The organism is Nocardia mangyaensis (assembly GCF_001886715.1).
Lineage (GTDB): Bacteria > Actinomycetota > Actinomycetes > Mycobacteriales > Mycobacteriaceae > Nocardia > Nocardia mangyaensis.
In genome coordinates this window covers 5016812-5038912 of the sequence record NZ_CP018082.1, presented here as the reverse complement: position 1 = coordinate 5038912, position 22101 = coordinate 5016812, and the positions used below count along the sequence as shown (strand labels likewise).

Below are 22101 nucleotides of genomic sequence, written 5' to 3'. Positions count from 1 at the left end.
GTTGGTCGAGCCGGGGTTGGCACGAGCGCAAAGTCTTCCGACCTGCCAGAACTATGTGGTCAACGCCCAGTGGGGCAAGTTGACCGTGGACACGCGGCGGTCGAACGACGGCGACCCCATCGGAGTTATCAGCTGGGCGTGGTTCATCAACGTCCATGCCGATGTTCCAGGCCGCTACGACTGGACGGTGTTCATCAACAGCACCGCGCCGGAGGGTCCGCAATGGAACGTCAAGGACGACAACTTGCATTCGGCGTTTCGTCGCTACCGCGACGGGGTCACCCGGTACAACTCCGGTGACGTGTTCCACGTTGAGGCTGCCCACGCGGCGGGTAGGAACCTGTACGTCACCCCGCTCAACAGATGCCGCATTCCGTAGGAGGTGTGGAAGAATCGTGGAAATGACTGAGTCCAACGCTGTTGTCGGGGCGCGACTTTTGGCTGATGACATAGCGAACGCACTGGGCTATGAGGTGCAGATCGATGCCGAGACCGATGATCGGTTAGGCGGCGAAACCGCTACGAGTTCGATCGGTATCCGGGTTCCCGATCTGGGGATCGAGATGGGATACCGTCCCGCTGCCGGGGTTGCGCCGGAGTCGGTGGCTTGCCAGCTGGCCAGCCACATTCAGGACGACATCCTGTCCAAGACCGGGATGATCTGGCCCGAAGATCAGGGCCAGGGTGACCAGCCGCTGGTTCCAGGCGATTCCGGGTGGCACCGGGAGAGTGAGCCAGGTGTGGTGGTCCCGTACGGTCAGGCGGGCGGGGCCCACCGACCGGACAGTTCACTGGACGCGGTGGTCCGGTGGTGGCTGGGATATTGGTTCGTCGGCGTGATCGCTGACCCGGCGGGCGATGTGTGGTTCTCCGAGCACGAATTCGTCGGGGACCTGTCGGCGATCGCCCCAGGGGTTCGAGTCGACTACGAGGTCGGCGACCGTTTCCATGGTCAGCTCCGCAAGGCGACCGTAGTTCGTTTCGCCGACTGATCGCGCTCCGGGGCGGCGTAGCGAGATCGAAAACGGAAGACCCCGGCTGTATCCCGTGCCCCTGACGGCAGGCCATATCCGACCGCAACCACGGCTCGGCCGCAGTGATCTCGAACGCCCGCGACATCAAAGCGCCAGAAATCCGCTACTCCTCCGCGAGGTGCCGACCGAAGGCTACGTTTCTGCCCGAGGGAGAGGGATCATCAGGGCCATGTCCAGGACCGGACTTCTGGCCACCGGTGGGCGTAGCCGTGGCGGCCGAGGTAGCGGCTGGTGAGGCGGTGATGGATCTCGGCGTAGAGCTGAAGTTGGCGCAGGTCGCAATAGGCGTTCTCGACAAAGAGTGTCTCGTTGTTGTAGAGATCGAGCGCGTTCTCGATCAGGTCGCCAGACGCGCAGCAACCGTCGATCGTAGTGGCGGGGCCGACGATTGTTGCCCATGATGTTGCCCCTGAGTCCTTGGACACTGGAGACACTGCCCGAGCAGGAGGCCAGATGGTTCGCGCTGCGGTAGTTCTGGATGTTCCCGCCCGTTTGCGCCAGGAACTCACCGGTAAGGACATGGCCGAAACCCGGCATACTCGACACGATGGGGGTGTAGGGGTGTCGCCTGAGGATGGCCTCCACGGACCGCTCGACTTGGGCAATCGCGGTGTCGAGTAACAGGATGTCGTCTGCGATTTGTCCGATGATCACGCCTGCGAGCTGTTCCCCGGGGATCTGAACAGTCTGCTTCTGTGCCGCTTCGACTGCGGCGACAGCGATTTTGCGTGAGCAACGGGCACCCTGACTCTGTAGCCACGCCTCGATCCCGGCCGCTCCGGCCTGGAGGATCGCCGTTGGCGTCTGGTACTGGCTGACCAGCATGACCGCTGCCGCGCTTCTGGCGAACTGAAACTCGCGTCGAGGGCTGGAAGGACTCGGTCAGCAACCCTCTCAGACGATTGATCGCGCGGACACGGTCCTCCTCAACATGCTGCGACGGGCCGTGAGCACCTTCAAATGGCGTGCAGCAGTATCCGCCGGCGGCAGGTAGTGCGGATCTAGAGACGACCGGGCGTGATCAGCGAGTACGGCGGCATCCTTGGCATCACTCTTCACCTCACCGCGATACAACTCCGCGGCATGATGGAACCTTCGACCTGCCAGGTAGATCACCCGCTGTTGACGGTTGTGCAACAGAGTGAGCAGCAGCGAAGCGGGGCCGCGGTTGAGATCGGCGGCCCAGGCTACGCCGCCGTCGGCGAGCCCTAGGACATCGTCGATCAGAACGTTCAGGTCGGCCTCGGTGTTGGGGACACGTCGAGACAACAGCTGCTTGCCGGCGTCATCCATGACGATGCAATGATGAGCCGACTTCCCGATGTCGACGCCGCTCCAGATGTTCTGTGCCATACCGCAACCCGATCTCGGCTTGAGGGACGATTGACAAGGGTGGCTCGCCGACACAGACAGGTTCTAGCGATCGGTCGCAGTTATATCAGAGCGGTCGAGCCATCCCTTGTGGGCGGATGGCTCTCGACCAGACGGGTGGGATCGTGGGGATTTTCGCGAGGTCGCTGAGTCCGTAGGTCCGTATCCCGACGGCGGCGAGGTCGCGGACCAGCCGGATGTCGTAGCCGTTGCGGCCGTTGTGGAACCAGGCGGGCAGGTTGTCGAGCCAGTCGTCGCCGTGTGGCATCCCGGGGTGGGTGAAGACCGTCGGCGTGGGGGAGGACCGGTCGGGTTCTGGTCCAGCGCGGTGTTCGTTGCCCTGTGATGTCGAGGTCGTCGTCGTCGGATCGGGCTGGCCCGGCGAGGTGATCGCCGACATCGTCGCGTGAACACCCGATGGTCCGCAGGTAGCGAGACCGCGGGCCGTCGGAGCACCCGTCTCACTGCGCATCGTCCTCGGACCGCTGCGGGCCGGGGCGCACATGCGCACGCGTTCCGTGCGAGCCGAACAGAATGAGCAACTCGACCGCACCGCCGTCGGCGCTACCCAGCCAGTGGGGCAGGGCGGTGTCGAACTCGGCGGCCTCGCCGGACGGCAGGGTCAGGTCGCGGTCACCCACGATCAGCCGCAGGCGGCCGTTGAGGACATACAGCCATTCGAAACCGTCATGCGTCTGTGGGGTCGGTTCCACCGGGTGCGGCCGGGCCGGGATCATCATCTTGAACGCCTGCACCCCACCCGGCCGACGGGTCAGCGGGATGTACACCAACCCGGACCGCCGGATCGGTTTCAGATGGATCCGGGGATCGCCGGTGCGCGGGGCACCCACGAGATCGTCCAACGGGACATCGTAGGTCCGCGCCAGCGGGAGCAGTAATTCCAAGCTCGCCCGGCGCTGCCCGCTCTCCAGCCGGGACAGGGTGCTCTCCGACACTCCCGTCTTCTCGGCCAGGTCGGCGAGGGTGATCCCGCGGTCGCGGCGCAGTGCGCGCAATCGCGGACCCACCACGTCGAGAACGTCTTCCGTTTCACGGTCCATCCAGCCATCTTGCCGGAACCGCAAGATTTCGTGCCAGGCGACCGGGGGCCCGAAAGACTGAATACGTCCCGACCCAAGGCGCCCCCGGAACCCCACCTCTCCCAGGACGGATCATGATGACCACCGCAACCCGGCCACCATCGCGCCGATCAGCGCGCACCGTAGCGGCCGCCGCGCTCACCTTGCTGCTCATGCTCGGAACCGCGGCGTGCACCACGCCCGCCGCCGAGATTCCCTCCTACGCCGCCGTCACCCACAACGACCCCGAGTTCCAGAACAGCTTCCGCCACGAATTCGCCGATGTCGACGGCGTCCGCATGCACTACGTCACCGGAGGTAGCGGTACCCCGGTGGTGCTGATCCACGGGTGGCCGCAGACCTGGTACGGCTGGTGGCCGATCATTCCCGCGCTCGCCGAACACCACACGGTCTACGCCGTCGACCTCCCCGGACTCGGTGACAGCACCGGTACACCGGCCGGCTACGACAAAGCCACCCTCGCGCGATACATCCACACCCTGATCGCCGAACAGCTCGGCGTGCGCGACGCCCACATCGTCGGACACGATTTCGGTGCCGCGGTCGCGTTTCAGTACGCCGCCCAATTCCCGGCCGACACCGCACGACTCGGCTACCTCGACCTCCCCCTGCCGGGCCCCGCGATCGACGCCGCCACCTACCGTGCGATGAGCTGGCATATCGCCTTCCACTCCCAGCCGCGGGTGCCCGAGGCGGTGGTCGGTGACGACGTCCGCGACTACCTGGCGCTGTTCTACCCCCAGGTCGCGTTCGGCGGAACGGCTTTCGGCGGAACGTCGAACCGCTCCCCGTTCACCGAGGCCGAAATCGATGAGTGCGCCCGAACCTACACCCGCCCCGAGACGCTGACCGGTGGCTTCGAGCTCTACCGCGCCCTCGACCAGGACGTACGCGACACCGTGACGACCGCACCGGTCCGGGTCCCGGCCCTGCTGCTGACCGCCCAGGGACAGCTCGACCAAGTCCGCGCAACCGTGGCCCCGATGATGACCGACATCGTGCGGGCGGCGGATGTCCCGAACGCGGGGCACTGGCTCGTCGAGGAGAACCCTGAGTTCGTCACCGCCGAACTGCTGCGCTTCCTCGACGGCTGATGAGCCGGGGTCTGTCGGGGCCGGCAGGCCGAGCCGGTTGCGCGCCCGACCGCGCCCGTTCCGCGCAACCTGTCGGTGCTATCCGGAATGCGGGCTTTCGGCCGGTCTGCGGGGGATCTCGGTGCGGGCGGCGATCCCGAGTTTGGCGAGGATATTGCGCACATGGGATTCGACGGTGCGTTCGGAAAGCACCAGTCGAGTGGCGATTTCGCGATTGGAGAGGCCGCAGGCGACCAAGTCGTGCACCTCGCGTTCGCGGGCGGTGAGCGGGTCGGCAGCGCGGGTGGCGGTGGTGACCTCGGTCAGCAGCGCATCGGTTTCGAGCAAGCGGTAAGACATGCCGAGACGACGGAACACCGCGGCGGCCTGCTCGGCGGCGGTACGGGCAGCACGCAGGTCGGCGCACACCTCGCGAGCATGTGCGCCGGGCTGGATGGCCCGTGCCAGATGAGTGCGAGCGAGGCCGAGATGTCCGAGGGCGACGAAGGGTTTGGCACCGATCGCGGCGTCCATCGCGAGGCCGCGGTGGTAGAGCGCGACAGCCTCGTCGAGGTGGCCGGCCACCCTGGCATTGTCGGCGCGTACTCGGGCCAGCGAGCCGACACAGATCAGTGCCCCGGTGCCGTCGGCGGAGTAGTGCTGTTCCACGCCGCGGTACACCCGGTAGACACGGTCGGCGGTGACGGTGTCGTCGAGGAGTCCGGCGACGATCCCCACCGAGTGCATGGTGCCTGCCCAGCGCGGGCCGACCTCGAGCGTGTCGGGCAGCGTCCGCAACGGTTCGAACAGCGCACGTGCCTCGTCGAGATCCCCGGCGAGCGCGTGCATCATCGGCGCGAACAGTTGCGCGATAGGAATCTTCGGTGCGACGGCGAGCGCGGTGACAGCGGCGTCGAGTTCGGCGCGCTCGACGTGGCCGACGATCGCCGCGTACATACCGCGGAACGCGTGGTGCAGGCCCGCGAGCGAGAGGTCGCCGATGCCGACGGCCAGTTCGTGCGCGGCGGAATCGTATTCGAGGCTCGCGGCGAGCTCACCGACGAGCACCGATCGCGTCGCGCGCAAGCGAAGCAGATGCCAGCGGGCGATCGGGAGGCGACGCCGGTCGGTCAGGAGTTCGATGTGGTCGAGCGCGGCGTCGAAGGCGGTGAGGTCGCCGCGTTGCAGGGCGGCGTCGGCCGTCCACGCGTATCCCCAGAGCTGGGCGAGTGGTTGTTCGGCGTCGGCGGCGATCTCGACCGCCCTGGCCGCCAGTTCGATTCTCTCGTCCAGGAATTCGAGGCTCGATGACGCCAGATGCCGCGCGTGGATCACGTCCAGGGCAACGTCGGGGTCGGTGGATCGCGCCGCGGCGCGCATCGCCCGTTCCGACAGTTCCCTTGCCTGTGCGCCCGCGCCGCGATCGGCGGCCGACAGGGCGTACTGGGCTAGAATCCGCGCGATCAGATCGGCGTGCTCGGCCGGGTCGAGCTGGTGTAGAGCCCTGCCACAGAGCTGATCCAGCTGAGTCATGACCGTCGGGGCGGTCACGCCGTGGACGACGAGACCGGCTTCGGCCAGCAGATCGGGCCTGCCCGCGCTCTCGGCCAGGGCGCCGGCTCGAACACAACGCTCGAGGCTGTCCGTGATCCGGCCCGCGGCGAACTCGTCACGAGCCAGATCGATGAGCAGCTCGGCACGTTCGGCCTCGGTCGCCGTCGACCCGGCGGCGTCGATCGCCCACTGCCCGAACCGGATCGCCTCCGCGTAGGCGGCCGCCTCGCGCGCCGAACGCGCCGCCCGTCGCGACCAGTCCAGGCACGGTGGTGACTCCGCGCGGGCACTCGCGCGTCGCCAATGCGTCGCGATCACCCCCGCGACAGCGGAATCCGGGCCGCGGCGCTCGGTCAGGGCGGTGGCGGCCGCACGATGAAGGGCGGTCCGTCGCGAGGGTGTGAGGTCGGCGTACACCGCGTCCCGAATCAACGCGTGGGTGAATCCGCTGGTGTCATCCGCGAAGCGACGCACGATACCGGCGGCGGTCGCCGCATCGATGGCCCTTAGCACGCGGCTGCGCGGCCGACCGTCCGTGCGCCGCCGCGACCGTCCTCGGCGGGGCTGCCGCGATGCTCCGTCCGCGCCGAGGTTTCGCCGGGTGTGCCCCGCTGGGGCGGGTCGCCCACGGTGGTGACGACGGCGGTGAGGACATCCACATCGATCCGTTCCCCGAGCATACTCGCGGCACCGAGGATGTCGACATCCTCGGCCGAAAGACGGTCGAGCTGGGTGAGAACCAGGCGGCGGAAGCCGGGAACCGCGACCAGTGGATCATCCGACTGCGCCGGGTCCGATTCGATGACCAGGCGGACCAGCAGCGGGTTGCCGTCGGTGCGGGCGTGCACGCGGGCCGCGTAATCGGTACGGAGGCCATGACATTCGAGCCAGTACCGCACGTCCTGTTCGGAAAGCGGACCGACACTGATCAATTGGGTGTGCGCCAGACGCAGCCAGTCGGGTTCGTAGGCGAGCAAGGTTTCGCCCGCCGGTTCCCGCGCGGTGGCCACGATGAGCAGTTGGGCCCGGTCGGTGTGGGCCGCGACGTGGCCGAGCAGGGCCAGCGAAGTCGGATCGGCCCAGTGCAGGTCTTCGAGAATCAGCAGGAGCCCGGTCGGCGCGGCCGCGGCGGTGAGCGCATCGGCGACCTCGGTGAACATCCGGAATTGTCGCTCGGCGGCGCCGCGACCTGGCTCGGTGACCGTGTTCAGCGCGGCGGTCAGCTCCGGGAGCGATCGGGCCGCCCGCCGCCACGGCCACAGCGGCGGCATCCCCACGTCGTCTACGGCGTTGCCGCGCGTTGATCGCATGCCAGCCTCCGCCGCCAGTTCGGCGGCTCGATCCGTCAGCCATGACTTGCCGATCCCGGCGGGGCCGCTCACCAGCACGAACCGCCCCGCACCCGACCCAGCCGCCAGCACCGCCGCGCGCAACCGCGCGATCTCCTGATGCCGTCCGACCGACGGAGTCCGCATCGCACCAGTATCCGCCGAAATCGCAGCGCGTCACACAGTTCAGTACCGCGAATCCGTACTGGCACGGATCCGGGCACGACCGCGCGCGACGAAGCTGGAATCAGTCGCATCATCACAGGTCAGGAGCTGAAATAATGTACGCACATCTCATCTGGTTCGACCGCCCACGCAGCGCGGACGAACTGGCGGCCGCCGACTTCGCCGCCACCCACCGGATCAGGCCCGCTCTCGCCTCCGTGCCGGGCCTGCTCGACTACTACGAACTGCGCCGCGCCGATGGGTCGGGCGTGCTGATCGGCATCGCCGAAACCGAAGCCACCTTGGATGCCGTTCGCACCGCGATCCTCGCCACCGCACTGCTGCCGGACGAGGACCCGGCCCTGCTGCCTGGCCCGGACCGTGTCGAGATCTACCCGGTTCACGAGCACCGCGACCAGGCAACCATCTACGCCGAAGGAGCACGGTCATGAACCTGATGGGCGCGGGGACGCGGTGGACCGCCGACCCCGAACACAGCGGCGCCGTTTTCCAGGTCGCCCACTTCGGTGGCGCGGTACACGGGAACGTACCGGTGCGGGCGGGGCTGCTCGCGCTGGGGCCGGACGGACAACCGATCACGGTGTCGGGCGTCGTCGACCTGGCCGCGATCAGCACCGGCAACCCCCGGCGCGACCGGGACCTGCGCAAACCACGGTTCCTCGACCTCGACCGGCATCCACGGATGACGTTCACCGCCGAAGACATCACCACCACCGACGGGCAATGGCGCGTCGCCGGTGTCGCGTCGGCGCGGGGGAGGACGGTGCCGCTGATCTTCACCGTCGACGGCTTCGACATCACCGACACGACCGTCGCCCTGACCGCGCACGCGGTGCTCGACCGCAAGCAGCTCGGGCTGCGCGCACCGAACGTGCTGATCGGACGCTGGGTGGACATCACCGTGCGGGTCGTGCTGCGGGCCACCGCACCTGCCCCGGCCGCGGCGAGGGGGTGAATGCCCCGGCGTCGAGGGTGAGCCCGCGGTCCGCGACTACGCCGAAGGCGATGTGTCGACAACCCGCCGCGCCACGGCCGTCGCGTGCCGCACCGGCCATGTCCGTCTACGCGGCGACGGTGATCACGATCTTCGCCCTGGCATGCTCGGACTCCATGTAGTCGATGGCCGCGGGGGTCTCGGCCAGTGGATAGGTCCGGTCGATGGCCGGGCGGACATCGCCCGACTCGATGAGCTCGCGGAGCTCTGTCAGCGACGCTGGACTCTGCGCAGCCAGCGGACCACGGATCGACGGTTTCACGAACGGCCGAGCCAGCTGGCCGAGCGCGAGCAAACCAACCGGACCGAACAAGCTGCCACCGTCGAAGTTGCCGCCGCCGGACAGGACCAGGGTGCCGGTGGGTTCGACCAGGCGAAGGAGCTTGCGCAGGCCCCGCGTGCCAGCCAGGTCGACAACGGTGTCGTAGCGGCCGGTCACGGTCTCGCGGGTGTAGTCGAAAACGTGTCCGGCGCCGAGAGACCGTGCCGCCTCGACATTGCGGGTACTGCACACCGCGGTGACCCCGGCACCTCTGGCCCGGGCGATCTGGACCGCGAACGTGCCGACCCCACCGGAGGCACCGATGATCAACACCCGCTCCCCGGCGTTGAGGTGGCGCAGGCAGGTCAGGGCCGTGTTGGCGGCCAGCGGCACGGCCGCCGCTTGTTCGAAGCTCAGATTCTTCGGCTTTCGGTCGAGAAGGACGCGCGGTACCGCGAGGTACTCCGCGAACGCTCCGCTGACCGCCTCCCCGAACACTTCGTCGCCCACCGCGACATCGGTGACCCCTTCGCCCACCGCCTCGACCGTCCCCGCGAAGTCTCCGCCCTGCACCAGGTTCGCCGGCCCCTTGCCTCGGAACACCGACCGATCCATCCACCGCGCGATCTTCGGATCCCCCCGCATCACATGCCAATCTCGCGCGTTCACCGACGCCGCACGGACCCGAACCAGCACCTCTCCCGCCGACGCTTCCGGGCGCTCGACATCGGCCACCGCCAACATCGCCGATGATCCGTAAACCCGCTGCACGATTGCCTTCACCCCCACAACGCTAGGCGTCGCGACCACCCACGCACATCAGGGAATGCCCCGAGGTGTCCCGGATCCGAGACCCCGTCCGTTCGCCCACGTCGCCGCCGTCACGCCAGTGCGCCTCGGAAGGGGGCAGAGAAGGCGAACTCATACCCCTTTGACCGCGGTTCGTGACCGGAGGCGCCTTCGGGCCGCAGTTACCCAAGGCGCTGTCGGCGCTGAAAACACTGATGCGCGTCACAGATTCGGGCCCGCTTCGGTTCACCGCCCCGGTCTTGGGGCGTCTGGCGGTGCCGGTGGTGGACCGGTCACTGGGGCCGGTCCGGCTCGGCCGCGAAGAAGATCGATGCCGATTTCAGAATTGCGTTGGCGCGCTTGAGTTCTTCGTTCTCCCAGCGCAATCGCTTCAGCTCCGCGGACTCCTCGGTGGTGACTCCGGCCCTCGCACCGACATTGACTTGACCCTGGCGCACCCACTTGCGGACGGTCTCGGAGGTCCCGACACCCAGCAACTCGGCGACCGCCCCGATCGCCGCCCACTCTGACTCGTGCTGGTCGCGGACCTCCGCCACCATCCGCACCGCCCGCTCACGCAACTCCTGCGGGTACTTCCTCGAACTCACAGACTTTCATCCTTCCTCAAGAGATGAAGTCTCCGGAATCACCGGGGGATTCAGACCGCTGGCACGCTGGCCGTGGAGAACACCTGGGCGGCGGTGTATTCGCCCAAGACCGTCGAGGGCTGATCCATGGACTGGCCGACGCTGGCAGTCCTGATCGGTGCCGTCTTCGGAGGCCAAGGGCTTTTGCAGCACCTCTCCGAGCACCGAATCCGCGCAGCGAACGCCAGGCATGTGTATGCATAGACCGAGTCGTCATCCGTCGCAGCCTCCGAGCGCGCCGTGGACCTCGCCATCAAGATGATGGAACGGCTCAATACCGAGCTGGAACACGAGAAGCGCGCGCGGGTGCTGCTGATGGAGTACGTCAAGGATTTGCGCAACAACATGATCGAGGCCGGTATCCCGGTCTCCTCGATTCCTCGCGAGCTGCGGGATCTGGGGCTGTAGCACGAGAAGACCCCCAACTGTTCGGAATTCCCGAATGGTTGGGGGTCTTTTCTGCGTTCAGGCTACTTCTCAGCCTTGCGCTCTCCGAACCGGACCGGTTCTTCGAGGCAACGTTCGAGCAGTGAGTGGAGGAGGAAGATCGTGCACGGGAAAAGCAGTAGAAGCCATGGTCCGAAATCCGGTGCGCGCCCGTCGAGAACCGCCATTAGCTGGAGCACGCCCGCGATGGCGAGAGCAGGGTAGGCCACACCGAAGAAGCCCGCCCGGACGGCGACCCGCCAGGCCCCCCGCGGCGGGCGCAAGGCGCAGACAACGACACACAGCCCAGCAGCAGCCATCGCGAATCCGAGGAGGGCTTTTGCCGCAGTGCCGGTTGGCGCGAGAAGCAGGAGGATGGCCACGACTATTGCGGCCGGGAGCGCGACGACGACCAGGCCGAGGAGCCGGACTGTCGCCTCGACCGCCCTCGACTTCGTCGTATTCGGTGTCAGTTCAGCCTCCACTTGGACTCGTTGTCGCCCTCGACCGAGGCGTCGTTGAATGTGGAGGCTTGGGACGCGGGCCAGGCGCCGCCGGGGAATGCTCCGTTATCCGACAGGGTTGAGTTTATCTCGCCGAATGCCTTGTACTGCATGCCGAGGAAAGTCGTCAGCAGACCGACAGCGGCCCACAGCTGCGCGGTGCTGACCCCCGATGTAGCGGCGATATCGGCAATGCTCACTCCAGCACCCACGCCGGACGCCATCTCCGCGATTGCCCTCATCAGTCCGATGATGAAACCGCCGGTGATCGCGAGAATGCCTGCGTAGAAGGCGGCTCCGCCGATCGCGCAGTCCATCATCGCACTGCGAGCCTTGTCGGAGATGTCGCCGAGAGACTTGGCTGCGCCGCTCTGCTGGGTGCACGTTTTCAGGTAGGACAGTTGTGCCGCGCCCCTCCAGGTGCGGTTGGCCTCGAGGTTGTTGGCGTCGATCACGCTCTGGGTAGTGGTGACGATCTGACGAATGTCCGCCCAGTCGTTGCTGCGGAGGTACATCTCATACGGTGCTCGGATGCCCTGGTAGATCTCTTTGATCTTGTTCAACATCCACTGTGCGGCCTCGATCAGCTTGGTCGCGGCAGTCTTGATCAGCTTCTGCAGCGGAGGTATGAGGCGAACGTACGGCAGGTCGAGGGCGTCCGATTTGTCGTTCGGAATCTTGACATTGATCGAGTTGTCGACCTTGGTGAGGAAGTCCTCGATGTCATCGATAATGGAGTTGTAGCTTGCGACGTCGAATGTCATGGTGATCCCCCATCTACCACAGGTTGTCGATGCGGTGCTTGCCCGCTTCGTCTTCGGCTTGGTACGTATCGGCGCAGAAGATCATGGTGTCGGCGACTTGGTCGAAGCTCGTTTCCGCCTGCTCGGCCAGACGTGCCACCTTCGGAACGAGCTCGTCGTTGGCGCCGACGATGACCTGGAACAATCCCGCTTCGATTCGGTTGAAGGTCAGCGCCTCCACCTTGGGCTTGACCGATGCGATCTGGGTTGCTTCGTTCGCCCAGGTGCGCGCGTCGTTCCGCAGTGAGCCGAGGGCTACGTTGAGTTGTTCTGGAGTGGGGCTCACTGCGCTCTCCCGGGTTGGTCGACCTGCATTGCGGCAAGGAGTTGAATGGCGTCGTTGGCGAGAGATTCCAGCGGGTTTCCTCCGGATGCCGCGGCGGTCCAGCGCGCATTGAAGGCGTCTGCGTACGCCTCCGAGACGAGGGCGGCTATCGATTCCGCAGAGGGGTCCATCCCCCAGGGCAGCCCCACGGTGCACGACGAGATGCCGGTCGCCGTGAGTTTCACCGAGGCGTACAGCTCATCTTCGGTCTCTCGGGTTCCGGTGAATGAGGTTGCCTGCTCGTCCGCCGTCGAGGTGTTCACTGCGTCAAGGATTTCGTTGGTGAGCTGGTTGACCCCGACCGTGGGATATCGAGGAGGCTCGGGCAGATCGAACTTCGTCGGAGCGAAGTCTTCGACCTTGAGTCCATCGAGCCTCTCGACGAGTCCGCTGGCTGCAGTCGCGTCGGAGATTGCCTCCAGGCTTGCCAGTTCGGCGTTCTTCACTGCCTCGACTATCGCTTTACCCAGATCACCCCGGTCGATGACAGACGACCGCTCGTGGAGCGATTCGCAGGTCCGCCAGTTCGCCTGATCGTTGAATCGTGACCGTCACCGTGCCGGTGGCGTCTCGTCCGCTCGACTGATCCGGCCCCAGCGTGGAAGCCTGTCGCATCACGTTGCCGATGGCCTGGGTGTAGGCGTGGAACTGTGCGATTTCCTCTAGCAGCTTCTCGTGCAAGCGTCCCCCATTATGGCGATTTGGTGCAGAACCTACCTGGCACCATCCCTGCCGTCAAAGCGGCGCGGTGGCATCGAATCCTCTTGTTGGACTCCTCACTTCAGGTCAGGGGATGCCGTTGCCGTTGGCCGCGATATCGCCCGCGTTCTGCTGGTCGACAGCCTGCAACTTGCCGATAGCGGCCAGGGACGTGTCCCGCTGATCGCGGGCAATCACGATGGGTTGGTCCAGGCGCTTCACGGCATTGTCGTCGGGATCGTCCCCGCTGAACCACCCCGGGTTTGGTGCCCACCTTCTTTCTTGGGAAGGATGGGCAGATCATGCCTGCGAAGTACGACGAAGCGACCAAGGCCAAGGCTGTCCGGCTGGTCGTCGATCACCGCGACGACTACGAAGCCGACTGCTATGCACTCCACGCCGAGCAACCGGCTGGAGACAGATAACCCCGGTGCGCATCAAACCCGGGGCGGTTCAACGATGCTCGGTCGTGTCCGATGACACTGCTGCTACCCCGCTCCGACGTGATCCCCCGGCCTCCGAAGCTGAAAGAGAGCGTTTGCGGGCGCTGACGGAGCGCGGCAGGCCGTCATCGGGGCTGACGACTGCATGATGACCGCGACCGAGTTGTCGCCGTCACGGTGCAGTCCCGTTGAGGGCCGAGTGGCCGCACCGCGGTTTGTTCTCGAACACGCGATGTCCGCGCACTGCTCGAACCTGGGTACCGCGCCCGATCCTGGGTAGTGGTCCGATAGGCGCGGCGCTGGGGGCCAGTGTGCGGGCCAGGTGGTCCGGCGTCGCGGTGTCCTGGTGCCGTGCGACATCCTTCTTCGGTCGGTTTGGAGCCGCGCGTTCGCGCCCGGCCATCGGTTGTCGGTGAAGCCGATCGTCCTGATGGGTATCCCGAATCTCACGCCTCTGGCCCCTCCAGACCCAGGTTCACCCGAGCCGCGGCAGCGCGGAAGGCGTAGCGGTCAGCCCTGCGGCTTCGCCTGATCTGTGTCCGTCTCGGCCCGTCGACTCGACCCTCTCACGGCCCATCTCGGACCCGGTTCAGGAATACAGATAGGTGATACACGTGTTGTGGATCGTGGGTAAATCGTAGAAAAATCGTAGAAAGCAGGGGTGGACCCCGAAGATGACCAGGTCAGCGGTGGTATAGGCTTTGTCGGTCATGAATTCAGCCCAGTGTTTCCGCAGGTTCCCGGAATTGCTCGACTCTTCCCGTTCTCCCCTCTTTGCGCAGCTAGATACCTATCTGAAAGTCCTGAAGGTGCCGGACCTTTCCCGAAAATGCCCGTGCAAACCCGCGCGCAAATCGTAGAAGAATCGTAGAAACAAAACTGCGATGGGAACGGGCGGCGGGTGGGGCCTGCTCAGCGGCCCAGCGGTATCTGTCTGTCGTCATGCGCCGCCGGGCCACATCGAAGTACTTTGGAACGCGGGCGACTTCGAGTACGTTCGGGTCGACTGGTAGTCGAAGCGGTTTCGCTCTGAGCTGGGGGAGCGGACGATCATCGTCGGTGGGTACTTGAATTCTGAACCCGCTGATCGAGAGTTCTGGTCAATGTTTAGGTAGTACCTGGATTCCGACGTGGGGGCTCGTTGTTCGGGGATTCAGTAGAGGGGCCCTTTCCTGCGTCGACGTGGGTATGACCTGACCCCATGTGCTCGGTCCGGCTGACCTTCCGAGCCTGATGGCCTCCGGAGCGAACGACCAGGGTACCGGCGTCGGTGACCTCAACTGTTGTTCTGTGCCGACTTGTGCCACGCAGCGGTGAGGAATGAGCTTGGCAACGGAACGGTCATCGAGAACCCCAGGCTAGATGTGCCCCCGGCTCAACGGTCCCGGGACAATGCACGCTCGTCGTCGGCATGGGCTTGCGCCTGGGCCTCAGTTGGTCTCGTCAGCAATGCACTTCCTGCCGGTTCGATTCGCACGCTATGCGGATCCACCCCGTAACCCAAAGTACGTTTGATACTTGCGGCGGATTGGTCGAGACCCGGCAGTCAGGCCGAATGAGGTTTTCGGTCGAGGCGAGAACCTTCCTGCCGGAGCGCGTCTATGAACTGCGGGTAGGCGTCGTCCCAGGGGATTCGTTCCTGTTCGAGTAGCAGCCCTCTCCCATGTTCGGTCGCGTGCTCGACGAGGTGGTTGTACAGCCGGCGCTCGTGGTCCCTCAGATGCGGAGGTGTCGAGTTACGTTGCGGCATTGCACCTTCAACCAGCAGATGCTGGTAACGGTCGAGGACGGTGGTATCGGTGAGGATGGTGGTGGCGGGTATGCCGTGGCCGCGCAAGTCGCTGACGAACTGCAGGCCGGGGATGTCGATATCGCCCCAGTAGATGATTCGTTCGGCGTCGCGTACCCAGATGATCCGGGCGTATTGGTCGACGAAGAAGCCGTGGCCGTGCAAAATGACCGTGCCGAGGTGGTCATCTTGCACTGCGAAGGCGGTTTCCTTGTTTTCCAGGATCACCACGGTCGTGGGATGATGCGGCCATCGGTTGAGATCGTCGACCGGGGCAGCGAGGTGGCGCATACCTGCCAGCTGATGGCGCAGCTGTGGATCGCAGACGGTGACTTGGACGAGTTCGGGGACGACCCGCAGGCCGAGTCGGGTGTGCAGGGTGCGCTTGCGAGATTGGGGTGACTCGTTGTCGGAGGGTTCGGGGTTCGGTTCGTCTCCGAGCAGCGCGAGGACCAGGTTCGCGTGTGCGCCTATCCATTTCGTGTCGATGCCTTCAATCGGCAACTGTCGTAGCAGTAGCCCGGAGGTCGGGTTCGCACGTAGCCAGCGCACGGTGTGGGTCAGGCGGTCGTAGTCGCGTTGCTTGAGCTCGGTGATGCGGCGGACCAGGCCGGTGAAGCGTGTCTCGGGAAACTCGCGTTGCAGGGCGGTGAGGCGCTGCCCGCACCGCTGCCATGTCTGCTTGTCGTCGGCATGCCCCGCGGCGACGTCGCCTGGTCGTTGGAGTATCAGCGTTTTCGGCATGCGGTGGGTGCCGGTCGGGAATCGCAGGTTGGTGTATTCGAGGGTGCCCGGGCCGGGGTGGGCAGCCCAGTGTGCGGCCCATTCGTGGCACGCGACCGGAGCGGTGGATCGTTGCGCGGTGCTCGGTGGTTGTAGTGAGATGCGAAGGGGCCAGCTGCCTTTGCCGCGGGCCCATGCCGGGTATTCGTCGAGGAACCGCCGGTGCAGTCGATCGAGAACCTCGTCAGGCCGTAGCACGGGTGGCTCCGTCGCTTTCGGCGAATCGCTGGGTGGCAAGCTCGCCGAAAGTGGCGGAGCGGCCGTGCGATCGGGTGCCGTCGGGGAAGAGTCTCTTTTCGACCAGGATGGCTTGGCCGATGTAGGGCTCAACGATGCCTGACAGGCGGATGGGTGCTGCGATGACCAGTTGAAAGCCGAACTCGTCGAACGCCGACAGGGCCTGGGCGGAGAAGTTCTCGTCAGATTTGCTGAACGCTTCGTCGAGCATAAGGGTGCCGAATCGTGGGCGCGCGTCGGTTTGGTCATCGGCGAGGTTGTAGCTCAGTGCCGCAGCGAGGCAGAAGGCGACCAATTTTTCTTGTTCCCCACCGGAATTAGAAGCGGTGTTGCGGTAGGTGTGTTTGGTGATCTCACCCTCGACCTCACGTCCGTAGAAGACGTAGCCGTTGCGGACGTCGAGCACATTGCGGCGCCAGCGTTCGGCGGCGGTGTCGGTGGCAGTGAACTTTCCCATGAGTGCTTTGACCCGTTTGAACTGTTCGACGTAGCGCTGGGGGTCGTTGCCGAGTTGGGCGGCCTTGCGCATCAGGGTGTCGACGCTGGCACGGAAGGCCTTGCTGTCGACGGAGGAGCTGGTCGTATACGAGATCTGCAGGTGTGTCCCGGTGTTGAATTCGACGCGGCGCAGGCCGGCATTGACCATCCCGACACGTCGCTCGATCTCGGTGGCGGCGTTCTCGATGCTGCGCTGCAGCATGGCGATCGAGGGAACCATGTCCTCGCTGATCATCTTTTCGAATCGCCGCATCGCTTCCGGAAATCGGCGTTGTACGATCTCGGCGTGCAGGTCTGCAAAGTCCTGGCCGCTGCGGTCGACGTCGCCGCTGTCGTCGGGTGCGCTGTCGCGCCACTGGTCGAGAAATCGTGTGATCGCCGACCGGACTCGCTCGCGTGCGGCCTGCCGTTCGCCGTTGGCGATGCCGACACTCTTGTCGAGCGTCGAACGGAGCTGGCGCCGAACGTCGTCGATGGTGTCGACGGTGGCAATGACACCGGTCGAGACGTATAGCTCGTCGAGGTACTGCTGGTCGTCTGCGTCGAGGGCGTGGGGGCGGCGTTCCTCATCGGATTGCAGGTCCACCAGAGTCGTTTCGCGGGTCGTGATTTCGATGATCCGTTGCTCGGTGCGGTGCCAGATGCCGTAAGCCTTCTTGTCCTCGTCGGCAGCCTTGTCCCGTTTGGCTTCGAGTTTCTGCAAATCGACATTGCCCGAGCGGATCTCGTCGATGCGGTCACTGAGCTCGCTCGCTTCGTGGTCGGGAGTCCAGTAATCCAGTTCCGTCCAAGTGGTGAAGCCAGTGAGCTCGGTGGCGGCGTCCCGGTGCCGGTTGGCTTCTTCGAGTTGGTACTGCAGGTCCCGGGCGGTGTCTTCGGCGATCTTCTTCTCATCGGCGAGCTGCTGGACTTCCGCTTCCTGCGCTCGACGTTTGGCGATCGTGTTGGCTCCGAGAATGTAGCTCGACGTGCTGGTCAGCTCGGGGCGGTCGTCCTTGCGGTAGTGGTTGGCGTGCAGTTTCACGGTGCCGTTGACTGTGACGGCTATTTGATGATCGTCGAGGTCGTGTGCGGATTCGACGCAGACGTGGTTGAAGCGGCGGGTCAGCTGATCGGCGAGCCATCGTCCATGTGGATGGTCTCGGTCGACGGTGAGTTTTCCCGCTAGGGTCGTGGGCAAGGGGCGCGGCTCGTGCGCGGAGACTGCGGTGACGACGCTGTATTCAATGACTCCGCGCATATCGTGCTGGTCTATGAAGCGACGTAGCGCTTCCTTGTGCCGCTGCGGGACGAGCATCCGCATGCCGTAGCTGCGTAGCACCTTCTCCGCGGCTGCCCGCCAGCGTTCGTGGCCTTCGGCCATATCGATCAGTTCTGCGGCATAGGGCAGGTCGGCGATTGGCACACCGGTTTCCGCGCTGATGCGGGCCCGCCGTTCGATGGCAGGGCCGGGCATCAGGGACTTCGCCGAACGCAGCCGGGCGAGTTCTTCCCCGGCTTCTCGGTGCGCCTTGGCAGCCATGTACTCGGCGGCAATGGCGGTATGGGTTGGTGGCGTGAGATTTCCCGCGCGCGCAGCCGCCACGGAGCGCAGCTCCGGCAGCCGGGTTCGCAACTGCTCGAAGCCCTCGGGATCCTGCGGGCACGGTTCGCCCAGCTTCGTCACATGCCCGCTGTATTGCCGGTACAGCAGCTTGGCCGCGCGCGCTTGGTCCAGCAGCGCTTCGTGGCGTGTTTCGAGGGCGCGCAGGCTCTGGTTCTCCTTGTTGAGCTGCATTTGCAGGTCGATCAGAGCCGCGCGGGCGGCCTCGCTACGGGCCTTCTGGTCGCCGATCACCGCATCGAGGCTCTGGACCTCGGTGTCGATCTCGTCGAGTTCACGCTGGATCGCCGAGAGCAGAAGCCCGCGCACATACCGTTCGAGTCCCGCTCCCCGCAGGTTGGTAGCCCGGTCGATCATGTGCGCGGATTCCCTGTATGTCCGCCAGCTTTCGGGAAGATCATGCAGCACCTGGGCTTGCGCGTTGGCGCGCTTTGCCGTCTCGTAGGCTTCGTTGAGAGGCGTGAACGCCGACAGCATGTGCTGGGCGTCGTCGAAGGTGTCGGGGCGGTCGAGCATATTGTCGCGAATGAAGAGGTTGAGATCGCCGACGTTCTTCATTGCTTTCGCTTTACCGAGCAGCGCTAGCGCGGTGCGCGATTTGCTCAGGCCGATGCGTTTGGCCAGTTCGGTCATGTACTTGTCTTGAGTCGGCGGGAATTGCGCCGTGGGATTGACGCTCTTCCACCATCGGGTGTCGAATGTGCGGTCAGCCCAGCCATTGAGCTCCTGCAGATCGAAGTCGCCGTCGTTGAGTTGATGCAGGGTGCTCATGGCCGCGCCGTCATTCTCGACGCCGGTGAACCACTTCACGACGACCGCCGTGGTGACAGCTCCTTGGCCGTCATCGTAGGTGGTCGCAACCGCGGACCAGGTGGGCGCGCCGCCACGCAGGTAGCGGACCTGTGAATGTTCGTTCTCGTCGTTGGTTTCCGACCACGCGCCGCGGACGTAGTCGGCGACGGTACGGGTATTGCGTTTCGAACCGCGCGCGGTGAGGTCGGCTGAGGCGTTGAACCGTTGGTCGTGGGTCGGTAGCAGCACCAGTGAATGCGCGTCCATGAGCGAGGATTTGCCGGATCCAGACGGGCCGGTGAGTAGCACCCCGCGATCGTCGATGCGAAAGTCCTTATAGCCGCAGAAGGTTCCCCAGTTCACTACCTGTAGTCGCGTCAGGCGGAACTGGCCCAAATGCACGGTGCGCGATGATGCGGGCTCGGTCATTCGGATCCCTCTTCCTGCGCGCTGGCACCATCCGCGGACGGTGCCGACTCCCCTGTGGCGATCGCCCGGTATCGAGCTTCGAGTGCGGCCACCTGATCGGCGGTCAGGAGAGCCGTGATCACTCCGTAGATGGTGAATCGATCGCTGTTCCCCTTGATGGGCTTGATGATTGCGGCTTCGTCGAGCGACCGGATTGCCGCATTGATCTTGTCGCGGAATCTGATCTCGTCGGTATCGTCGCTCGGCCGGTAGGCCAGCAGATGCTCGACCATATCAGCGCGGTCGACGATCGGATCGTCCGGCGAAACCACATACAGCCGATACAGATACAGTGCCAGTGCACTTGCCGCCAGACTGAGCGTTTTGGCGCGCAGCAAGGTACGGCTACGCGGGCTGGGGTCCTCGGCTTGTCGGGTGAACGCGTACCGGAACTCGCGGTTGATCTCGAGAATCAGACCGAGCTCCGACAATCGCGACCGCAGGGGCTGTTCGTACTGCAGGACCACCGGCCAGCTTCTGGACTTCTCTGTAATGTGCGGCGCGGTCACCAATTCTTGCAGTGTCCAACACAATTCGGATGGCAGTTCGCTGGTGTCACCGTCGAAACGCTCGGCGGGAGCGTCGTCGTTCACCCGTGCCCCAACGTTCTCGTCATCGCCAGTGAACACGGCGTCCGGATCGAGTCGCACTTGATCGGCGAGCGACGCCGCGTTCCCCTGGCCGGACAGATCGTCGCCGAACACGTCGGCGAAGGATGGGGCAGTTGTGTCACTCATCGCTCAGCTCCTCGGCCAGGGTCAGCTGCCGTTCCAGGCGGCGTGGTGCGCGTACCGGGGCGGCCGGAGCGGGAATGGGCTCGCCGAATATCGCGTAAGGAACCAAGATTTCCCGGTGTCCGCCTGCGGTGACCGCCCGAACCGGGGTGGTCGCGGTGTCATCGACTTCGCCATAACGTGTTGCCAGCGACCATAATCCGATGACGTCGCCAGTACGCGCGGCGGGCAGTCGTTTCAGCACTTCGGATAATGTAGCGAAGCCCGATTGCGCTGCCATGGTCGCGTGGACAGCCTCACGCAACGCGCTCCAGTCGATCGATTCCCGCCCTACCATCTCCGCCGGATCGATCGCGAACTCCGCACTGGTGTCCTGTACCGCCGCGGGCTTGGTGGTCAGGCCCTGGTCGAGCCGGAGCCGACCCACCGAATGGGTATCCACGCCACTCATCGGCACGACGAAGCCGATGTCACGGCTGCCATGGGTGTGCTGGAACGCCAGCGCCGCCGAGGCCTGCGCTTCGCTGATCCGTGTCCGCATGCTCCGATAGTGCGTCAGATCTCCGCCACGCACGAAGTTGCTCATGCGGCGGAAGGCGATGCGGCGAATGTCCTCGACTTCGCGCACCCGCTGCCACATGGCACCGATGAATCCGTTCAGTGACCGCTCCAGATGTGCTGGCAGTCCTTCGACCCGGTCGATGATCTCGGAGATATCGCGTTCGAGCTGGGCACGCTGCGACGGCGTCGCGATGAGCGTGGCGAAGGCCCGGAATGCTTGGCCTTCAGGTGATTCCGCGATCACGTCATGCCCGTCGAACATGCGCTGAAGAGACTCGGCGAACTCCATCGCATCATCGGAGAGGCTCTGCCGCAGCAGCGCGGCGGTATTGGTGTGCATCCGCTCGCCGTAACTGGCGACGTCGGAGGGAATCCGGTCAACGAGCTCGGCCAGCGTGGCGATCTTGTCTACCAGCTCCGCGTGATCCACCGTGAGCTCCGCGCCGCTGTCGAGCGCATCGCGCTGCGCGACCAGTTTCGCGATCCGTTCGTCGATCGCGAGCCGGCGAGCCGCTCGATCCGGGTTCGCCTCGGTGGCGATCAGGTGGAGTTCCGACATCACGATGCCCAGACCCGACCCGGTCGCAACGGATGTACGCCGCCGCAGATTACGCATCTGCCGTACCGCCGCATGCGCCCCCGAGGTCAACTGATATCGCTCCACCCGCGGATCACGCGGGTCGGCACTGCGGTGAACCCAGTTCCTTTTTCGCCATCGAGTGAGCACCTCGTCAGCGCCCCCCGATTCCTGCTCGGCACCGCCCTCCTCTGCGGCACTCCCGCGCAGCAGTGCCGGCAGATCGGCGTCCATCGCCGCGGTCAGGGTCTGCCCGTCGACGATCTGCCCGTCTCCCAGGTGCGCGGCCATAAGCGCCAGGTCGAGCAGCGCGCCCCGGGACCGCAACAACGACAGCGAGACATCCGCTATCGCACTGTTGCGGAACTCGTGGAAGAGCTGTTCCGCAGTCAATTCGGCCAATCCAAACCCCCTAGCCCTGAGCAGCTTCCTGTCTCATTACAGCATCGCCCGCCGACAGGTTGCTGCTTCTCGGATTCCTCGCAGCCGGCACGACGGCCTTGCATTGGAGCTCGGTCGGCA

The 22101-nt window shown here is 65.3% G+C and carries 24 protein-coding genes and 1 pseudogene; 7 read left to right on the top strand and 18 right to left on the bottom strand.

Features of this window, described 5'->3' with window-relative positions; all coding sequences use genetic code 11:
* Nucleotides 1-16 precede the first annotated feature (16 nt).
* Together BOX37_RS22950 and BOX37_RS22945 are read left to right on the top strand one after the other, a co-directional pair.
* Nucleotides 17-379 carry a hypothetical protein gene (locus BOX37_RS22950; protein WP_156910500.1) on the top strand — a complete coding sequence of 121 codons (363 nt, stop codon included), beginning with the start codon at nucleotides 17-19 and terminating at the stop codon, nucleotides 377-379.
* A 22-nt stretch (nucleotides 380-401) separates the two neighbouring features.
* Complete coding sequence (locus BOX37_RS22945; protein WP_156910499.1) at nucleotides 402-992, top strand: hypothetical protein; 591 nt, start codon at nucleotides 402-404, stop codon at nucleotides 990-992.
* 203 nt (nucleotides 993-1195) lie between these two features.
* Here the strand turns inward: BOX37_RS22945 and BOX37_RS22940 are convergent, their stop codons facing one another.
* The 4 genes from BOX37_RS22940 to BOX37_RS22925 form a co-directional block, all read right to left on the bottom strand.
* Complete coding sequence (locus BOX37_RS22940; protein WP_071929436.1) at nucleotides 1196-1459, bottom strand: hypothetical protein; 264 nt, start codon at nucleotides 1457-1459, stop codon at nucleotides 1196-1198.
* A gap of 469 nt (nucleotides 1460-1928) precedes the next feature.
* The gene (locus BOX37_RS22935) at nucleotides 1929-2387 is read right to left on the bottom strand and encodes an IS110 family transposase (RefSeq protein ID WP_071929435.1); all 459 of its coding nucleotides are present in this window, start codon (nucleotides 2385-2387) and stop codon (nucleotides 1929-1931) included.
* An 85-nt stretch (nucleotides 2388-2472) separates the two neighbouring features.
* Nucleotides 2473-2805 carry a hypothetical protein gene (locus BOX37_RS34205; protein ID WP_156910498.1) on the bottom strand — a complete coding sequence of 111 codons (333 nt, stop codon included), beginning with the start codon at nucleotides 2803-2805 and terminating at the stop codon, nucleotides 2473-2475.
* Between the two features lie 61 nt (nucleotides 2806-2866).
* A complete protein-coding gene (locus BOX37_RS22925) occupies nucleotides 2867-3466 on the bottom strand; it encodes a helix-turn-helix domain-containing protein (protein WP_071929433.1) in 600 nt (199 codons plus the stop codon).
* Nucleotides 3467-3579: 113 nt separating this feature from the next.
* Between BOX37_RS22925 and BOX37_RS22920 the strand changes: the two genes are divergently transcribed.
* The gene (locus BOX37_RS22920) at nucleotides 3580-4599 is read left to right on the top strand and encodes an alpha/beta fold hydrolase (RefSeq protein WP_240505011.1); all 1020 of its coding nucleotides are present in this window, start codon (nucleotides 3580-3582) and stop codon (nucleotides 4597-4599) included.
* A 78-nt stretch (nucleotides 4600-4677) separates the two neighbouring features.
* Here the strand turns inward: BOX37_RS22920 and BOX37_RS22915 are convergent, their stop codons facing one another.
* Nucleotides 4678-6645, bottom strand: coding sequence for a helix-turn-helix transcriptional regulator (locus tag BOX37_RS22915; RefSeq protein ID WP_156910497.1), 1968 nt, complete (start codon nucleotides 6643-6645; stop codon nucleotides 4678-4680).
* The gene (locus BOX37_RS22910; protein WP_071929431.1) at nucleotides 6639-7607 is read right to left on the bottom strand and encodes an AAA family ATPase; all 969 of its coding nucleotides are present in this window, start codon (nucleotides 7605-7607) and stop codon (nucleotides 6639-6641) included. The genes BOX37_RS22915 and BOX37_RS22910 overlap by 7 nt, the downstream gene beginning before the upstream one ends.
* Nucleotides 7608-7741: 134 nt before the next feature.
* On the opposite strand from BOX37_RS22910, the gene BOX37_RS22905 reads away from it, so the two are divergent.
* Nucleotides 7742-8077: a hypothetical protein gene (locus BOX37_RS22905; RefSeq protein ID WP_071929430.1), complete on the top strand. Its 336-nt coding sequence runs from the start codon at nucleotides 7742-7744 to the stop codon at nucleotides 8075-8077.
* Nucleotides 8074-8601 (top strand): YceI family protein, encoded by a 528-nt coding sequence (locus tag BOX37_RS22900; protein WP_071929429.1) that lies wholly within the window; start codon nucleotides 8074-8076, stop codon nucleotides 8599-8601. Before BOX37_RS22905 ends, BOX37_RS22900 begins: the two co-directional genes overlap by 4 nt.
* A 106-nt stretch (nucleotides 8602-8707) precedes the next feature.
* Here BOX37_RS22900 and BOX37_RS22895 read toward each other — a convergent pair whose 3' ends face one another.
* Nucleotides 8708-9685: an NAD(P)-dependent alcohol dehydrogenase gene (locus BOX37_RS22895; protein ID WP_071929428.1), complete on the bottom strand. Its 978-nt coding sequence runs from the start codon at nucleotides 9683-9685 to the stop codon at nucleotides 8708-8710.
* A 306-nt stretch (nucleotides 9686-9991) separates the two neighbouring features.
* A pseudogene (locus BOX37_RS22890) lies at nucleotides 9992-10251 on the bottom strand (transposase); the annotation flags it as partial.
* A 327-nt stretch (nucleotides 10252-10578) separates the two neighbouring features.
* Here BOX37_RS22890 and BOX37_RS34200 point away from each other — a divergent pair.
* Nucleotides 10579-10746, top strand: a complete 168-nt coding sequence (locus BOX37_RS34200; protein WP_156910496.1) for a hypothetical protein — start codon at nucleotides 10579-10581, stop codon at nucleotides 10744-10746.
* Nucleotides 10747-10808: 62 nt separating this feature from the next.
* Here the strand turns inward: BOX37_RS34200 and BOX37_RS22885 are convergent, their stop codons facing one another.
* From BOX37_RS22885 to BOX37_RS35855, 6 genes are all read right to left on the bottom strand, one after another.
* Complete coding sequence (locus BOX37_RS22885) at nucleotides 10809-11249, bottom strand: hypothetical protein (RefSeq protein WP_071929426.1); 441 nt, start codon at nucleotides 11247-11249, stop codon at nucleotides 10809-10811.
* On the bottom strand, nucleotides 11234-12031 hold the full coding sequence (locus BOX37_RS22880) for a hypothetical protein (protein WP_071929425.1): 798 nt from the start codon (nucleotides 12029-12031) through the stop codon (nucleotides 11234-11236). Before BOX37_RS22880 ends, BOX37_RS22885 begins: the two co-directional genes overlap by 16 nt.
* A 13-nt stretch (nucleotides 12032-12044) precedes the next feature.
* The gene (locus BOX37_RS33420; protein WP_084760003.1) at nucleotides 12045-12356 is read right to left on the bottom strand and encodes a hypothetical protein; all 312 of its coding nucleotides are present in this window, start codon (nucleotides 12354-12356) and stop codon (nucleotides 12045-12047) included.
* Entirely contained in the window at nucleotides 12353-12841 is a 489-nt protein-coding gene (locus tag BOX37_RS22870) for a hypothetical protein (protein WP_071929424.1), read from the bottom strand. The genes BOX37_RS33420 and BOX37_RS22870 overlap by 4 nt, the downstream gene beginning before the upstream one ends.
* A 25-nt stretch (nucleotides 12842-12866) precedes the next feature.
* Complete coding sequence (locus BOX37_RS22865; protein WP_071929423.1) at nucleotides 12867-13076, bottom strand: hypothetical protein; 210 nt, start codon at nucleotides 13074-13076, stop codon at nucleotides 12867-12869.
* A gap of 105 nt (nucleotides 13077-13181) precedes the next feature.
* The gene (locus tag BOX37_RS35855) at nucleotides 13182-13316 is read right to left on the bottom strand and encodes a hypothetical protein (RefSeq protein WP_276207212.1); all 135 of its coding nucleotides are present in this window, start codon (nucleotides 13314-13316) and stop codon (nucleotides 13182-13184) included.
* A gap of 80 nt (nucleotides 13317-13396) precedes the next feature.
* Between BOX37_RS35855 and BOX37_RS35850 the strand changes: the two genes are divergently transcribed.
* The gene (locus BOX37_RS35850; protein WP_276207211.1) at nucleotides 13397-13519 is read left to right on the top strand and encodes a hypothetical protein; all 123 of its coding nucleotides are present in this window, start codon (nucleotides 13397-13399) and stop codon (nucleotides 13517-13519) included.
* A 1564-nt stretch (nucleotides 13520-15083) separates the two neighbouring features.
* Here the strand turns inward: BOX37_RS35850 and BOX37_RS22860 are convergent.
* From BOX37_RS22860 to BOX37_RS22845, 4 genes are read right to left on the bottom strand one after another with little or no spacing between them, the layout of a single operon-like run.
* The gene (locus BOX37_RS22860) at nucleotides 15084-16307 is read right to left on the bottom strand and encodes a DUF3322 domain-containing protein (RefSeq protein ID WP_071929422.1); all 1224 of its coding nucleotides are present in this window, start codon (nucleotides 16305-16307) and stop codon (nucleotides 15084-15086) included.
* Nucleotides 16294-19668, bottom strand: coding sequence for an ATP-binding protein (locus BOX37_RS22855; protein WP_071929421.1), 3375 nt, complete (start codon nucleotides 19666-19668; stop codon nucleotides 16294-16296). Before BOX37_RS22855 ends, BOX37_RS22860 begins: the two co-directional genes overlap by 14 nt.
* A complete protein-coding gene (locus BOX37_RS22850) occupies nucleotides 19665-20411 on the bottom strand; it encodes a DUF4194 domain-containing protein (protein ID WP_071929420.1) in 747 nt (248 codons plus the stop codon). The genes BOX37_RS22855 and BOX37_RS22850 overlap by 4 nt, the downstream gene beginning before the upstream one ends.
* Before the next feature lie 25 nt (nucleotides 20412-20436).
* Complete coding sequence (locus BOX37_RS22845; RefSeq protein WP_167659976.1) at nucleotides 20437-21981, bottom strand: DUF3375 family protein; 1545 nt, start codon at nucleotides 21979-21981, stop codon at nucleotides 20437-20439.
* Nucleotides 21982-22101: the final 120 nt, after the last annotated feature.

Excerpts from the sequence above, each read along its gene's own strand:
- BOX37_RS22945 (WP_156910499.1), top strand. The coding sequence starts at position 402 with ATGACTGAGTCCAACGCTGTTGTCGGGGCGCGACTTTTGGCTGATGAC.
- BOX37_RS22935 (WP_071929435.1), bottom strand. The coding sequence starts at position 2,387 with ATGGCACAGAACATCTGGAGCGGCGTCGACATCGGGAAGTCGGCTCAT.
- BOX37_RS34205 (WP_156910498.1), bottom strand. The coding sequence starts at position 2,805 with ATGTCGGCGATCACCTCGCCGGGCCAGCCCGATCCGACGACGACGACC.
- BOX37_RS22925 (WP_071929433.1), bottom strand. The coding sequence starts at position 3,466 with ATGGACCGTGAAACGGAAGACGTTCTCGACGTGGTGGGTCCGCGATTG.
- BOX37_RS22920 (WP_240505011.1), top strand. The coding sequence starts at position 3,580 with ATGATGACCACCGCAACCCGGCCACCATCGCGCCGATCAGCGCGCACC.
- BOX37_RS22910 (WP_071929431.1), bottom strand. The coding sequence starts at position 7,607 with ATGCGGACTCCGTCGGTCGGACGGCATCAGGAGATCGCGCGGTTGCGC.
- BOX37_RS22905 (WP_071929430.1), top strand. The coding sequence starts at position 7,742 with ATGTACGCACATCTCATCTGGTTCGACCGCCCACGCAGCGCGGACGAA.
- BOX37_RS22900 (WP_071929429.1), top strand. The coding sequence starts at position 8,074 with ATGAACCTGATGGGCGCGGGGACGCGGTGGACCGCCGACCCCGAACAC.
- BOX37_RS22880 (WP_071929425.1), bottom strand. The coding sequence starts at position 12,031 with ATGACATTCGACGTCGCAAGCTACAACTCCATTATCGATGACATCGAG.
- BOX37_RS35850 (WP_276207211.1), top strand. The coding sequence starts at position 13,397 with ATGCCTGCGAAGTACGACGAAGCGACCAAGGCCAAGGCTGTCCGGCTG.
- BOX37_RS22855 (WP_071929421.1), bottom strand. The coding sequence starts at position 19,668 with ATGACCGAGCCCGCATCATCGCGCACCGTGCATTTGGGCCAGTTCCGC.